This window comes from Catenuloplanes niger, from assembly GCF_031458255.1.
In the GTDB taxonomy this organism is placed as follows: domain Bacteria; phylum Actinomycetota; class Actinomycetes; order Mycobacteriales; family Micromonosporaceae; genus Catenuloplanes; species Catenuloplanes niger.
In genome coordinates, this window is the sequence record NZ_JAVDYC010000001.1 from 3124201 (window position 1) to 3138256 (window position 14056).

Consider the following 14056-nt stretch of genomic DNA (forward strand, 5'->3'; position numbering starts at 1 on the left):
GCCGGGGCGTCGGGGGTGGCGGTGCCGCCGACGCGGGGCAGGGCCTGGGCCTTGCTGGCGTCGACCGTCGGGGTCTCCTCGACCTGGACCTCCAGGTTGAAGAGGAAGCCGACCGCCTCCTCCTTGATGCCCTCCATCATCTGCTGGAACATGTCGAAGCCCTCGCGCTGGTACTCCACCAGCGGGTCGCGCTGTGCGTACGCGCGGAGGCCGACGCCCTCCTGCAGGTAGTCCATCTCGTAGAGGTGCTCGCGCCACTTGCGGTCGATGACCGCGAGCAGCACCTGACGCTCCAGCTCGCGCAGTGCCTCCGGGCCGAGTTCCTGCTCGCGGCGGTCGTACGCGTCGTGCACGTCCTCCTTGAGCTGGGCCAGGAGGAACTCGGGGTCGATGTGGTTGACCTCGCCGCCGGCCTCCTCGGCCAGGTCCTCGATGGTCCGGCCGACCGGGTAGAGCTGCTTGAGGCTGGTCCACAGCTGCTCGAGGTCCCAGTCCTCGGCGTAGCCGTCGCTGGTGGCACCCTGCACGTACGCCGTGATGGTGTCGTCGAGCATGTGGCGGACCTGGTCGTGCAGGTCCTCGCCGTTCAGTACGCGGCGGCGCTCGGCGTAGATCACCTGGCGCTGCTTGTTCATGACCTCGTCGTACTTGAGGACGTTCTTGCGGATCTCCGCGTTCTGGCCCTCGATCTGGGTCTGCGCGCTCTTGATCTGGCGGCTGACCATCTTCGACTCGATCGGCACGTCCTCGGGGATGTTGAGCCGGTCCATGACCGCCTCGACCGCACCGGCCCGGAAGCGCCGCATCAGGTCGTCCTGCAGCGACAGGTAGAACCGGGACTCGCCCGGGTCGCCCTGACGGCCGGCGCGACCGCGCAGCTGGTTGTCGATGCGGCGGGAGTCGTGGCGCTCGGTGCCGAGCACGTAGAGCCCGCCGGCCGCGATCACCTCGTCGGCCTCGGCGTCGCACGCCTGCTTCCAGCGCGGGAGGATCTCCTCCATCGCCTTCTCGTACTCGTCGGCGTGCTCGACCGGGTCGAGGCCGCGCTGCCGGAGTTCCGCGGTGGCCAGGTGCTCGGGGTTGCCGCCGAGCAGGATGTCGGTGCCTCGACCGGCCATGTTGGTGGCGACCGTGACGCCGCCCCGCCGGCCGGCCTGCGCGATGATCTCCGCCTCCTGGGCGTGGAACTTCGCGTTCAGCACGTGGTGCGGGATGCCGCGGCGGCGCAGCAGCTGGGAGAGGATCTCGGAGTTTTCCACCGAGACCGTGCCGACCAGGACCGGCTGCCCGTTCGCGTGGCGCTCGGCGATGTCCTCGACGACCGCGTGGAACTTGGCCTTCTCGGTCTTGTAGATGACGTCCGGGTGGTCCTCGCGGATCATCGGCCGGTTCGTCGGGATGGTGACCACGCCGACGTTGTAGACCTTGTTGAACTCGGCGGCCTCGGTCTGCGCCGTACCGGTCATGCCGGAGAGCTTGTCGTACAGGCGGAAAAAGTTCTGCAGGGTGACGGTGGCGAGCGTCTGGTTCTCCTGCTTGATCTCGACGCCCTCCTTCGCCTCGATGGCCTGGTGCATGCCCTCGTTGTAGCGGCGACCGTGCAGGACGCGACCGGTGAACTCGTCGACGATCAGGACCTCACCGTCGTTGACGATGTAGTCCTTGTCCTTCTTGTAGAGCTCCTTGGCCTTGATCGCGTTGTTCAGGTAGCCGACCAGCGGCGTGTTCACCGACTCGTAGAGGTTGTCGATGCCGAGCTGGTCCTCGACCCGGGCGACACCGCGCTCGGTGATCGCGACCGTGCGCTTGGCCTCGTCGACCTCGTAGTCGCCCTCGCCGTCCTTGCCGCGCTGGAGGCGCTTGACGACGCGGGCGAACTCGCCGTACCACCGGGCGGAGTGCTCGGCCGGGCCGGAGATGATCAGCGGGGTCCGGGCCTCGTCGATGAGGATCGAGTCGACCTCGTCCACGATCGCGAAGTTGTGGCCGCGCTGCACCAGCTCGGCCGCCGACCACGCCATGTTGTCGCGCAGGTAGTCGAAGCCGAACTCGTTGTTCGTGCCGTAGGTGATGTCACACTCGTACGCCGCGCGGTGCTCGGCGGCCGGCCGGTTCGGCAGGACCACACCGACGGTGAGGCCGAGGAACCGGTGGACCCGGCCCATGGTCTCGGCGTCGCGCTGGGCGAGGTAGTCGTTCGTGGTGATGATGTGCACGCCCTTGCCGGCCAGGGCGTTCAGGTAGGCCGGCATCACACAGGTCAGGGTCTTGCCCTCACCGGTGCGCATCTCGGCGATGTTGCCGAAGTGCAGCGCGGCGCCGCCCATCAGCTGGACGTCATAAGGCCGCTGGCCGAGCACGCGTTTCGCGGCCTCACGGACCGTGGCGAACGCCTCGGGGAGCAGGTCGTCGAGCGACTCGCCCTCGGCCAGCCGCTCACGGTATTGCTCGGTCAGGTCGCGCAGCTCGTCATCCGTGAGGTCAACGTACTGATCCTCGATCGAATTGACGGCGTCCGCGATGGCCTTGAGCCGCCGCACCATACGGCCTTCACCGGCGCGGAGGACTCTTTCCAGAATCGACACGGGTCAACGCTCCCTACACAGTCTGCCGAACCATCGTAGGGCGCGGAGGCGCAGAAGCGACTACCGCGGCTCCCGATAGTCGCTCGAATCGGACAAAAAACACCTGTGAGTTCGCTGAGGGCAGATTATCGGCCGCGTCCCGTACCCGGGAAAGCGGGTTGGGGATCTCGGAGCCATGGGTGAGGATGGCCGAATGAAGCCCGTGGAGATCATTTCTGACGGCTTGCGGCTGCGCGACTGGGCGCCGGATGACGTGGACGCGCTGCATCGCGCGGTCGTCCACCCCGACGTCCAGCGATGGCTGGCGCTGCCCACCGACCCGGCCGTGAACGCGGACTTCGCGCTGCGCGAGGCACCCGCACAGCGCGAGGCCGGCGCCGGGCTGCACCTCGGGGTCTTCGACGCCTCGGCCGGCACCCTGCTCGGCTCGGTGGCCCTGACCAAGATCAATCAGCGGCACGGGTACGCCGAACTGGGCTTCTGGACCGCGGCCGGCGCGCGGGGCGCCCGGGTCGCCGAGCGCGCCACCCGCGCGTTGCTGGAGTGGGCCTTCGCCGAACTCGGCCTCGGGCTGGTCGGCTGGCGGGCCCGGGTCGGCAACCACGCGTCCCGGATCACCGCGCTGCGCCTCGGCTTCACCATGGAGGGCACCGGCCGGTCGCTGCGCACCGACCCGGACGGCACCCACTCGGAGCGGTGGGCCGCGTCGCTGCTGCCCGGGGACCTGACCGAGGCCGGCCGGCCCGACTCCCCCGCGGTCGCGCTCGAGGCGCGCCGCGCGCGGGTCTTCGGCGGGCCGTGCCCGGTGCTGACCGGTCCCGGCGGGGTGCGGCTGCGGCCGGCCGAGGAGAGGGACCTGCCGGCCGTCGTGGAGACCTGCCGCGACCCGGAGACGCTGCGCTGGACCACGGTGCCGGAGAACTACACGCTCGCGGACGCGGCCGGGTACTCGCTCGGCTACCAGCGCGCGCAGTGGACGGCCGGGACCGCCGCGATGTTCGTCTTCACCGGACCGGACGACGCCTACGCGGGCAACATGGACCTGCGGCTGACCAGTCCCGGGGATCCGCTCGTCGCGGACGTCGGCTTCTCCGCCGCGCCGCGCACCCGGGGTCGTGGATACACCACGGCCGCGCTGCGTACCGTCTGCGAATGGGGCTTCGGGACGCTGGGGCTGGAACGCGTCGAGTGGCTCGCGCACGTCGGCAACGACGCCTCCCGGCGGGTCGCGGAGAAGGCCGGCTTCACCATGGAGGGCGTGCGCCGCGCGGGACTCCCGCACCGTGGTGAACGCCGCGACGTGTGGGCCGGCGGCCTGGTCCCGGCCGATCTCGGACGGACAGCGAGGTGAGCACGATGGACCGGACAACCGTGGAGGACCAGGGGGTACGGCTGCGCCCGCTGCGCCGCACCGACGCCGCCGACGTGGTCGCGGCCTGTTCCGACCCGCTGACCCAGCGCTTCCTGCCGCTGCTGCCCCAGCCGTACACGGAGGCGGACGCGCTCTGGTGGATCGAGGAGGGCGCGGAGGCGGAGTGGCGGCAGGGCGGCGGCGTCTGGGCGATCGCCGACCCGCGCACGGACCGGCTGCTCGGCACGATCGGCCTGCACCGGGTGATCCGGGAGCGGGCCCAGGCCGAGGTCGGCTACTGGGTCGCGCCGTGGGCCCGCGGCCGGGGCGTCGCGACCGCCGCGACCGTGGCGCTCGGCGCGCACGCGTTCGCGCACGGCTTCGCCCGGCTGGAGCTGCTCACCGAGCTGGAGAACGTGGCCAGCCAGCGGGTCGCGCTCGCGGCCGGGTTCCAGCGTGAGGCGGTGCGCCGCGGCGTCGCGCCGGACCGCGACGGCGCGCGGACCGACCTGGTGGCGTTCGCCCGGCTCGCCGGTGATCCGCCCGGGCCGGTCGCGCGGTGGCTGCCGGACCTGCCCGGCGGCGAGCTGAGCGACGGCGTGGTCACGCTCCGCCCGTTGCTCCCCGGCGACGAGGACTTCCTGCACACGCTGCTCAACCAGCCGGACGTGGTCGCGACCAGCGTGCCCCCGGTCGCACCGGACCGGCGGGAGATCGAGCTGCGGTGTGCCCGGTCGCAGGCGCACTGGCTGGCCGGTGACCGCGCCGACCTGGTCATCCTGGACACCGCGACCGGCCGCCCGGCCGGCGACATCGGGCTCTACTACCAGGAGCGGAACACCGGACAGGCGATGATCGGGTACGCGATGCTGCCGGAGTGGCGCGGCCGCGGGTTCCCGACCCGCGCCGTGCAGCTGGTGGCGCTCTGGGCGTTCGCCGAGACGTCGATCGCGCGGCTGGTCGCCGGCACGAACCCGCAGAACGCGGGCTCCCAGCGGGTGCTGGAGAAGGCCGGCTTCCAGCGGGAGGGCTACCACCGCTCCCGGCTGCCCGGCGCGCACGGCCGCCGGGTCGACGACGTGCTGTTCGCCATGGTCGCGTCCGACCTGCTCAGTCGCGCCGCGTCCGCGGAGGGCTGACCCCGCCGCGCCGCGGAAAGCTGACCGCACCGCGCCGCGGAGGGCTGACCGCGCCGCGTCGCGGAGGGCTGGACGCGCCGCGCCGCCGGAGGGCTGGACGCGCCGCGCCGCGTCGCGGCGGGCGGAACGCACCGCGTCGCGGACCGGACTCGTCGCGTCGCCGGCGCGGCGGGTCGAACACGCCGTGCCGCGGTTGCGGAGGGGAAGAACGGGCGCGGTGATCGAGGCGTCCGCCATGTCGTGGGAACGGCACGCGGACGCCTCGGTCACCGGCTTGCCGGGCGGGGCGTCAGGCCTCGAGTGAGAGGACGCCGTAGTCGTAGCCGCGGCGCCGGTAGACGACGCTCGGGCGGCCGGTCTCCTTGTCCATGAAGAGATAGAAGTCGTGCCCGACGAGTTCCATCTGGAACAGCGCGTCGTCCACGCTCATCGGGATCGACGAATGCTCCTTCTCGCGGACGACGTGCCAGGGCTGATCGTCGTCGAGCTCGGGCTCGGGCTCGCGCTCACTGACCAGGGTGGCGGACCCGCCACCCAGCGGGGCGAAGCCTTCGGCCGGAAGCCCGGCGGTCGCGGCGGCGACCGAGACCGGGGTGCGGCGGCCGCGGTGCACGCGGCGGCGGTCGGCGGACCGGCGGAGCCGGGTCTCGAGCTTGGTGATGGCGCTGTCCAGGGCGCTGTAGAAGTCGGCGGCACATGCCTCGGCGCGGATCACCGGGCCGCGGGAAACGACGGTGATCTCGACTCGCTGGCAGTGATCGGATTGGCGCGGATTGCGCTCGTGAAACAGCTCGACGTCGACGCGGATGAGTTTCTGGTCGTAACGCTCGATTTTTTCGAGCTTCTCGGCGACGTGTACCCGGTAGTGGTCCGGCACCTCAACGTTCCGACCCTTGACGACAATGTCCACGCGTGACCTCCCCCTGATCGATCCTGCGGGACCACCGGAGCTCCGGCGGCCACAGATCTGGGCTTGAACTGGTCTGACGAGGCGGAGGACGGTCCGGCGCGGTCGCGAGCATGCCGGCGGCGCGCTGGGGAACTTCTCGACCGACCTCCGAAAACGCGGCGTAGCCTCCTCTCGGCGGGCGGCCTGGCCTGCGCGGCCAGCCGCGGTGCCGGCCGATGTGGCCGGCCGCTGTGCCGGCCGGCGTGGCCCGCACTGCGGCTGGCCGACGTGGCCGACGGAGGCACGCAGCAGCGGCCCCCAGCGGCGGCAGATCTTGGGGTCATACCCCCGCTATACAAACGCTAACCCGTGTTCCGCCCGGCGTCACGCTCCGTTCCCAAGACCGTGTCGAGAAGATTCGCGCATCCGGCACGTTCGGGGGACAAAGGCGTTCGCCTCAACGTTGCGGCGAGCACGGCGGCACCGGTCACGGCCACGCCGGCCGCCCGCAGCCGCTCCGCGATCACCGCGAGCGTCGCCCCGGTGGTGACGATGTCGTCGACCAGAATCGTCGTCCCGGGCGTGTCGCGCAGCCGGTCCGCCGCCCGGGCGCGGAGCCGGAACTTGGCCGTCGCCTCGGCCATCCGCCCGGCCGCGGACAGCCGCGTCGAGTCCGCGGCGGACCGCGCGGCGAGCGGGCGGGCCAGCGTGGTGCGCACCCCCGCGTCGCGCAGCCGGGTCGCGGCCCAGCCGGCCAGCGCGGCGAGGTGGTCGCCCTGCCGCTCCCGGACGGCCCGCGGCGTGGACGGGACCGGCACCAGCACCACGGCCGGGGCGGGCGCGGCCGCGGCGATCACGTCGCCGAGCAGCAGGCCCAGCGGGCGGGCCAGCGCGCGGCGGCCACGCTCCTTGTAGTCGAGCAGCGCGGCGCGCAGCACCCCCGCGTACGGCCCGAGCGCGGCGCACGGCGGGAAGCCGGGCGGTGCCGGGTCCGGCCCGGTGGCGAACGGCGTGAGCGCACGCAGCGCGGCCGCGCAGTCGGCGCACACGGCACGGCGCAGCGCCCGGCCGGTGGCGCCGCAGCCGGCACAGGCGGACGGCAGCACCAGGTCGGTCAGCGTCGCCCAGAGCCCGGCGGCCGCCGGACCTCCCGGTGCGCCGGCGTCGCGCCGCACGGATGACTCACCCATCACCCCGGAAGGATAGGGGTTGATCAATAAATCCGGGGGGGGTGTCCCTATGGTTTTCGTCAAGCCTCAGGGGCAGATTCCTTGGTTGTTTTGGGCTGGTACGGGGTTTTGGTGCGGAGCATGGCGTGGAGGACGTCGGCGCGGCGGCGGGCGAGGCAGATGATGGCGGCGTTGTGTTTCTTGCCCTCAGCGCGTTTGCGGTCGTAGTAGGCCCTGGATGGTGGGTGGGACAGCGACGCGAACGCGGCGAGGAAGAACGCGCGTTTGAGCTGCTTGTTCCCGGATTTCGGCGGGTGTTCGCCGCGGATCGAGCTGCCGGAACGCCGCGTCACGGGCGCGAGCCCGGCGTAGGCGGCGAGGTGCCCTGCGGTCTTGAACGCGGTGGCGTCGCCGACTTCGAGGAGTATCCGGGCGCCGGTCCTGACGCCGATGCCGGGCATCGAGGTCAGGACCTCGGCGAGAGGGTGGGCATCAAGCATCCGTTCGACCTCGTCCGCGACCTGGTCACGCTGCTGCATGGCCTGCCGGAGGCTGTCGGCGAGTCGGGGCAGGACGGTCTCGGCGGCGGTGGTGCCGGGGACGGTGACGGTCTGCTCGTCCAGCGCGGCCAGGACCTGCTCGATGAGCCGGGCTCCCATCCGTGGCGCCTTCGGGGCGACGATCGAGGTGAGGTCGCGCCGGCCGGTCGTGCGCAGCCCAGCGGGGCCGCCGCAACGGGACAGCAGTTCCAGCACCGCTGGGTGGGTGACTTTGGGGCCGAGGATGCGTTCCAGTGGCGGGTGGATCTGGGTGAGCAGGCCGCGGATGCGGTTGCTGATCCGGGTGGCCTCGCCGGCCAGGTCGTCGTCGTAGCCGATCAGGACCTCCAGCTCGGCGAGGGTCTCGTCGCCGGTGTCGACGCGGCGCAGGGTGTGGGGCAGGGTGCGGGCGGCGTCGGCGATGACGTAGGCGTCTCTGGCGTCGGTCTTGGCCGTGCCGGGGTGGAGGTCGGCGAGGCGGCGCATCGCGAGTCCGGGCAGGTAGGCGACCTGGCAGCCGGTGGCGCGGGCGACCGCGACGGGCAGGGCGCCGATCGAGGCGGGCTGATCGACGACGACCAGGACCCGGCCGTGCCGGGCGAGTTTGGTGAACAGGGTCTTCAGACGTTTCTCGGTGTTCGGCAGCGGCGCATCGTGCAGCCGCTTTCCGTCCCGGCCGAGGGCGACCGCGTGGTGGTCGCTCTTGCCGACGTCGAGCCCGAGGAACACGTCGTACTCGTTGTGCACCGCATGCCTTCCATCACCGCAGGTCAACCGGGGTCCAGTCGCGGTCGGGCGTCGAACTGCCGGCACCCACGTTACGAAGAGACCAACCCCAGCAAGCGGGGCGGCCGGGTCCCTATTCAGCGGTCCGTCGACGCCACCCGACCCGGCGGCAACACCCCCCGGATCATGCGTACGACAGGGGGAAAGAGCCATACCGAGCCGAGCGACCAAACAACCCCGAAGGGGTTGATCAAAAAGGTAACGGGGGGGGGGCGTGCCTCACTCCAGGAAGAACGGGGCGCTGATCCGGCTGGAGACCGCGTCCGGCGGTGGCTGCGCGAGCTGCGTGGGCTCGATCCGGTTGGAGCTGAACAGCAGGCTGTAGGGGATGTTGTTCGCGACGTAGGCGGCCTGGCTGCCCCCGCTGCCGTTCGGCCGGATCGGGTTCAGCGGGTACGCCGCGAGGTAGGTGACCTGCGCCGAGCCGAGGTCGGTCACCCGGTCCTGCTCGTCGATGCCGTCCACCGTGACCTCGGCGATCGCGCTCTGTCCCGACTTCCGGCCGGCCACGATCAGCCGGTCCTCGGCCGCGAAGTCCACCGCCGTGATGCCGGTCAGCGACATCGGCACCTCGCGGACCACGGTGCCGGCCTTCACGCTGGTCTCCGTGCGGGTCAGCGTGGTGACGAACACCCGGCCGCCGGCGACCAGCGCGATCCGCTGGCCGTCGTAGGACACCGCCATCGCGGAGATCCCCGGACCGGGCAGGCTGCTCACCGGCACGGAGGTGAGCTCCGGTTCCTGCGTGCCGAACTGCTGCAGCCGCCCGTTCACCAGGATCAGCCCGACCAGGCTCTCCGGCTGCTGGTCCGCGGCCGGCCCCGGCGCCCAGAGCCAGGCCGGGCGGCCGGCCTGGTCGTCGCCGAGCGGGATCCGCAGCACCCGGCCGGGGATCTCCGCGTTCACCACCAGCTCGCGGCCCTGGCCGTTGCCGCGGTCGCGCACCCACGCGCCGACCGTGCGCTGGCCGAACCGCGAGTACGACGCGAGGCTGACGCCGGAGTTCGTCTCCGCGGTCGCCAGCGGCACGTCACCGGCCGGCCCGGGCGTCTGGCTGCCGCTCATCCGCACGATCCGCCCGTCGTAGAGGGCGAACCGGTTCGGGTCGTCGATCAGCGCGGACGACGGGTTCGCGGCCAGCACCCGGGCGTCGCCGGTGAACGCGGCCCGCGCCTGGCCCTCCACCTTGACCTGCACGCCACCGCCGGCGTAGTCGCGCAGCGTCCAGAACAGCTGCGCGCCGAGCCGCCAGATCGCGTCGTCGTCCAGCGCGCCGGCCTCGGCGCTGAGGTTGACCTCCAGCGGGTCGTCGCCGACCACCTTCGGCACGTTGCCCTTGGGCTTGACGTTCGCCGGGAGGCCGTCGGTCGCGACGCCGAGCAGCGCGGACGGCCCGGCGCCGAGCCACTCCAGCAGCTCCGTCGGGCGGCGCTCGGCGGACACGCTCAGCGACAGCCAGCGCAGGTCCGGCACGAGCGCGGTGCGCTCCTTGTTCCAGAAGTAGACCGGCGTGCTGGTGTAGCGCCGCTCCAGCTCCGCGGCCGAGAGCAGCAGCAGCGGCGGCGGATCCAGCACCCACCAACCGGTCTGGCCGGGGAGCTGGCCGACCGTGAACGTGTACTTCGTGTCGTCGTTGTTCGGCGGCTCCACCGAGCCGTTCGGATTGAGCACCCCGAGGTGCTGCACGGTGAGCTCGGCCGTGGAGAACGGTTCCGCCTCCGTGATGACCGCACGGACCGGCACCCGGACCACGTTGATGTCGTTGGACGGCTTCCACGCCGCCCGCCGGTCCGGCGCGACGAACGACCGGGCCCGGTCCACGGCCTGCTCCGGGTCGCCGGCCGCGGCCGCCAGGAACGACGTGACCAGCGCCTCGGCCGTACCCGTGGGCGAGTTGTCGCGGACCGCCGGCGTGATCGTGTCGACGCCGCCCGGCGCGTCCGGCGACGGCTTCTCGCCGTGCACCTGCACGTCGGTCGAGCCGGGGATGCCGCAGCCGGTCAGCCCGGAGGCGGCCAGCAGCGCGGCCAGGACGGTCGCTGTGACCCTTCTCACGACTGCGCCTCCTCGGCGATTCGGCGCAGCTCGCTCACGGTCAGCGGGGACTCGGTCACGCGGGGCGGCAGGTCGTCCGGGACCAGGCGCAACGGCGCCGCGGTGAGCCGGTCACCGGCCCGGCAGGGCAGCGTCAGGCGGAACTGCGCGCCGGCGCCGGGAGCACCCCACGCCTCCAGCCAGCCGCCGTGCAGGCGCGCGTCCTCCAGGCTGATCGACAGGCCGAGGCCGGTGCCGCCGGTCTGCCGCGCCCGCGACGGGTCCGCCCGCCAGAAACGGTTGAAGACCAGCTTCTCCTCCCCCGGCTTCAGTCCCACGCCGTGGTCGCGGACCGTGATCGACACGGCGGACTCGTCCGCGCGCATGCGTACCCGGACCGGCTTGCCCTCGCCGTGCTCGATCGCGTTGCCGACCAGGTTCCGCAGGATGCGCTCGACCCGGCGCGGATCCACCTCCGCCACCATCGCGGCCTCCGGAAGATCCACATCCAGCGGTACGCCGGCGCGCTCGGCCAGCCCGGCCAGCCGCTCGGTCACCCGCTCCACGATCGGGACCAGGTCGGTCGGTTCGGAGTCCAGCATCGCGAACCCGGCGTCGAACCGGCTGATCTCCAGCAGGTCGGTCAGCAGGTTCTCGAACCGGTCCAGCTCGTTCTGCAGCAGCTCGGCGCTGCGCGCGACCGCGGGGTCGAACTCGTCGCGCTCCGCGAAGATCAGGTCGGCTGCCATCCGTACCGTGGTCAGTGGGGTGCGCAGTTCGTGCGAGACGTCCGAGGTGAAGCGGCGCTGCAGCCGGGACATCTCCTCCAGCCGGACGATCTGCCGCTGCAGGTTCGCCGCCATCTGGTTGAACGACGCGCCGAGCAGCGCCAGGTCGTCCTCACCGTTGACCGCCATCCGCTGGTCGAGCAGGCCGGCGGACAGCCGCTGCGCGGTGCGGGCCGCGACCCGGACCGGCGTCACCACCAGGCGGGTGACCAGCGCGGTCAGGATGACCAGCAGCACCACCAGCGCGGCGCCGGTGACCAGCACGGTCGTCCGGATCTCGTTCGCCGCCTGGTCCTCCGCGGTCAGCGGGACCACGTAGTACAGCTCGACCTGGCCGAAGCCGGTCAGCACCGGCGTGCCGTAGACCAGGTATTTCTGCGGCTCGCCGCCGTTCAGCGACGCGGTGCGGATCTGCGACGACGGCCCCTCGGTGGCGACGCTGGTCTCCAGCTCCCGCGTGATCACCTGGGAGACGTCGTCGACCTGCGGCGCGGTGACCGGCTGCAGGCCGGGCACGCCGTACGCCCGCAGCGACCAGATCCGGCCGCTGACCTGGCTGGTCTCGCCGCCGACCAGGTAGCCGACCGTGCTGAGCATGGTGCTCTGCAGCTCCGGGTCGAACGCCTGGCTGTGCACGCCGAGCTGCGAGTCGGCCCAGATCTCGCCCGCGTTCAGCTGGGCCTCCGCGTTCGCGGTGGCCTGGTCGAGCAGGATCGTGCTGGCCCGGTTCGCCACCACGAACGCGAACACGCCGACCAGCACGCTGGACGCGATGAGCGTGATGGCGACCATGCGCAGCTGCAGCGAGCGGCGCCAGGCCTGGCGGGCGACGGCCGCGACCCGGCCGGCGCGCCAGGCGAGCGCGTGCCACCAGCCGCCGACGACCCGGCCGGGGCCGGAGTCGCGCAGCCGGACGAGGGCAGCACCCAGCGCGGCGGCCGCGCGGGAGTCAGCGAGCCGTCGGATCAGCGTCATGGGAGAGGTGCGGGTCACAACGCCGTACAGGCTAGCCGTTCCCCGCCTTGTAGCCCACGCCGCGGACGGTCAAGATGATCTCCGGCCGCTCCGGGTCCGGCTCGATCTTGGCGCGCAGCCGCTGGACGTGCACGTTGACCAGGCGCGTGTCGGCCGCGTGCCGGTAGCCCCAGACCTGCTCCAGCAGCACTTCGCGGGTGAAGACCTGGCGCGGCTTGCGGGCCAGCGCCACCAGCAGGTCGAACTCCAGCGGCGTGAGCTTGACCTCCTCGCCGTCCCGGCTGACCGTGTGCGCGGGCACGTCGATCGTGATCTGGTTCGTCGGCGGGCCGATCGTCAGCAGCTCCGGCGCCGCGTCCTCGCCCCGGCGCAACCGCGCCCGCATGCGCGCGACCAGCTCCTTCGGCTTGAACGGCTTCACCACGTAGTCGTCGGCGCCGGACTCCAGGCCGAGGACCACGTCGACGGTGTCGCTCTTCGCGGTCAGCATCACGATCGGCAGACCGGACTCGGACCGGATCGACCGGCACACGTCGATCCCGCTCATGCCGGGCAGCATCAGGTCGAGCAGGACGATGTCCGGCCTGCTCTCGCGGAACGCGGCGAGCGCGCGCTCACCGTCGGACACGAATGACGGCAGAAATCCCTCGCTGCGCAGAACGATGCCGAGCATCTCCGCCAACGCTGGATCGTCGTCGACCACCAGGACCCGGGCTCTCATGGCGTCCAATATCGCACTTCCTCCCCACGAAGCGCGTGACGCCCGCCGTCGGTTCCTGTCGGCCGTGCGTACCGAATCGGATGATCTTAGGATTTTTCCGGCCTTTTTCCGTGGACCCGGGCACCCGGCGCCGGGCGTGTGCGGGCGTGCCAGGATTGCCCCAGCAATCCCCGCCTCAGGGAGCCCTCGGTTTGGATCACGCCGGCCCGTCCGCCGCGCTTCCGCAGCGTCCCCTCACCGTCGGTGAGCTGCTGGACGCCGCGGTCGGCGTGCTGCGCGACAACGCCCGCGCCCTGCTGCCGGCCGGCCTGCTGCTGGCCGCCACCGAGCAGGTCGCGCTCGCCCCGGTTCGGGCCTGGGCCAACGCGCGCCCGCCGACGTACGTACCGCAGTGGGAGGATCTCGACCGGTTCTGGGTCCTGCTGGTGGTCGGCGCGGCCACCGAGGCCGTCGTGATCATGCTGCTCGGCGGGTTCGCCGCGCGCGCCGCGTCGGCCGCGCTGCTCGGCACCCGGCTGCCGGCCCGCCGGGTGCTCACCCCGCGCGGTGCCCGGCTCGGCCCGATCGTGCTGGTCGCGGCGCTGACCGGCCTGCTCACGCTGTTCGCCGGATCGACGGTCGCGCTGTGGCCGATCGTCTACGGGCTGACCGGTCTGATCATCCCGGTGCTGGTGGTGGACCGGCTGCCGGCCGGGCGCGCGGCGCTGCGCGGGCTGTCCATCGCGACCCGGCACGGCGCGCGCGGGCTCTGGGTCCGGCTGCTCGGCGCGGCCGGGTGGCTGGCCATGCGGATCGCGCTCGCGGTCTCCGGCGTCTACACGATGGACCTGCTCGGGCTCACCGATCCGGCCTGGGCCGCACCGCTCGGCTTCGTGGTCTGGACGCTGGCGAACACGATCGCGTACCCGACGCTCGCCTGCCTGGACGCGGTCGTCTACCTGGAGGCCCGGATGCGCACCGAGGGACTGGACATCCGGCTGGCCCGGGCCCGCACGCACGGGCCCGTCACGCCGGCGGCGCTGGCCCAGGGGGCACTGCCGTGAGCGGGCTCGCGAGCACCCCACCGGTGCGCCACGACCG

General features: G+C 72.4%; 9 protein-coding genes and 1 pseudogene. 3 read left to right on the forward strand and 7 right to left on the reverse strand.

The window, feature by feature from the left end:
- Positions 1-67: 67 nt before the first annotated feature.
- Positions 68-2585, reverse strand: a pseudogene (gene secA / locus J2S44_RS13530) (preprotein translocase subunit SecA); the annotation flags it as partial.
- 193 nt (positions 2586-2778) lie between these two features.
- Between secA and J2S44_RS13535 the strand changes: the two are divergent.
- Positions 2779-3936, forward strand: a complete 1158-nt coding sequence (locus J2S44_RS13535) for a GNAT family N-acetyltransferase (protein WP_310412911.1) — start codon at positions 2779-2781, stop codon at positions 3934-3936.
- Between the two features lie 5 nt (positions 3937-3941).
- On the forward strand, positions 3942-5075 hold the full coding sequence (locus tag J2S44_RS13540; RefSeq protein WP_310412914.1) for a GNAT family N-acetyltransferase: 1134 nt from the start codon (positions 3942-3944) through the stop codon (positions 5073-5075).
- A gap of 289 nt (positions 5076-5364) precedes the next feature.
- Here J2S44_RS13540 and hpf read toward each other — a convergent pair whose 3' ends face one another.
- The 6 genes from hpf to mtrA all read right to left on the reverse strand — a co-directional run bounded on the left by hpf (position 5365) and on the right by mtrA (position 12976).
- Positions 5365-5985, reverse strand: coding sequence for a ribosome hibernation-promoting factor, HPF/YfiA family (hpf, locus tag J2S44_RS13545; RefSeq protein WP_310412917.1), 621 nt, complete (start codon positions 5983-5985; stop codon positions 5365-5367).
- A 341-nt stretch (positions 5986-6326) separates the two neighbouring features.
- Entirely contained in the window at positions 6327-7154 is an 828-nt protein-coding gene (locus tag J2S44_RS13550) for a ComF family protein (protein ID WP_310412920.1), read from the reverse strand.
- Between the two features lie 59 nt (positions 7155-7213).
- Positions 7214-8419 (reverse strand): IS110 family RNA-guided transposase, encoded by a 1206-nt coding sequence (locus J2S44_RS13555; RefSeq protein WP_310412446.1) that lies wholly within the window; start codon positions 8417-8419, stop codon positions 7214-7216.
- Positions 8420-8677: 258 nt separating this feature from the next.
- Positions 8678-10513, reverse strand: a complete 1836-nt coding sequence (locus J2S44_RS13560; protein ID WP_310412923.1) for an LpqB family beta-propeller domain-containing protein — start codon at positions 10511-10513, stop codon at positions 8678-8680.
- Positions 10510-12255 carry an MtrAB system histidine kinase MtrB gene (gene mtrB, locus J2S44_RS13565; RefSeq protein WP_310412925.1) on the reverse strand — a complete coding sequence of 582 codons (1746 nt, stop codon included), beginning with the start codon at positions 12253-12255 and terminating at the stop codon, positions 10510-10512. The genes J2S44_RS13560 and mtrB overlap by 4 nt, the downstream gene beginning before the upstream one ends.
- A gap of 31 nt (positions 12256-12286) precedes the next feature.
- Entirely contained in the window at positions 12287-12976 is a 690-nt protein-coding gene (gene mtrA / locus J2S44_RS13570) for an MtrAB system response regulator MtrA (RefSeq protein ID WP_306838480.1), read from the reverse strand.
- 191 nt (positions 12977-13167) lie between these two features.
- Between mtrA and J2S44_RS13575 the strand changes: the two genes are divergently transcribed.
- The gene (locus tag J2S44_RS13575; protein WP_310412928.1) at positions 13168-14019 is read left to right on the forward strand and encodes a hypothetical protein; all 852 of its coding nucleotides are present in this window, start codon (positions 13168-13170) and stop codon (positions 14017-14019) included.
- The last annotated feature ends 37 nt before the right edge of the window (positions 14020-14056 follow it).

Coding starts and splice junctions, on each gene's coding strand:
- mtrA (WP_306838480.1), bottom strand. CDS start 12,976: ATGAGAGCCCGGGTCCTGGTGGTCGACGACGATCCAGCGTTGGCGGAG.
- J2S44_RS13540 (WP_310412914.1), top strand. CDS start 3,942: ATGGACCGGACAACCGTGGAGGACCAGGGGGTACGGCTGCGCCCGCTG.
- mtrB (WP_310412925.1), bottom strand. CDS start 12,255: ATGACGCTGATCCGACGGCTCGCTGACTCCCGCGCGGCCGCCGCGCTG.
- J2S44_RS13535 (WP_310412911.1), top strand. CDS start 2,779: ATGAAGCCCGTGGAGATCATTTCTGACGGCTTGCGGCTGCGCGACTGG.
- J2S44_RS13550 (WP_310412920.1), bottom strand. CDS start 7,154: ATGGGTGAGTCATCCGTGCGGCGCGACGCCGGCGCACCGGGAGGTCCG.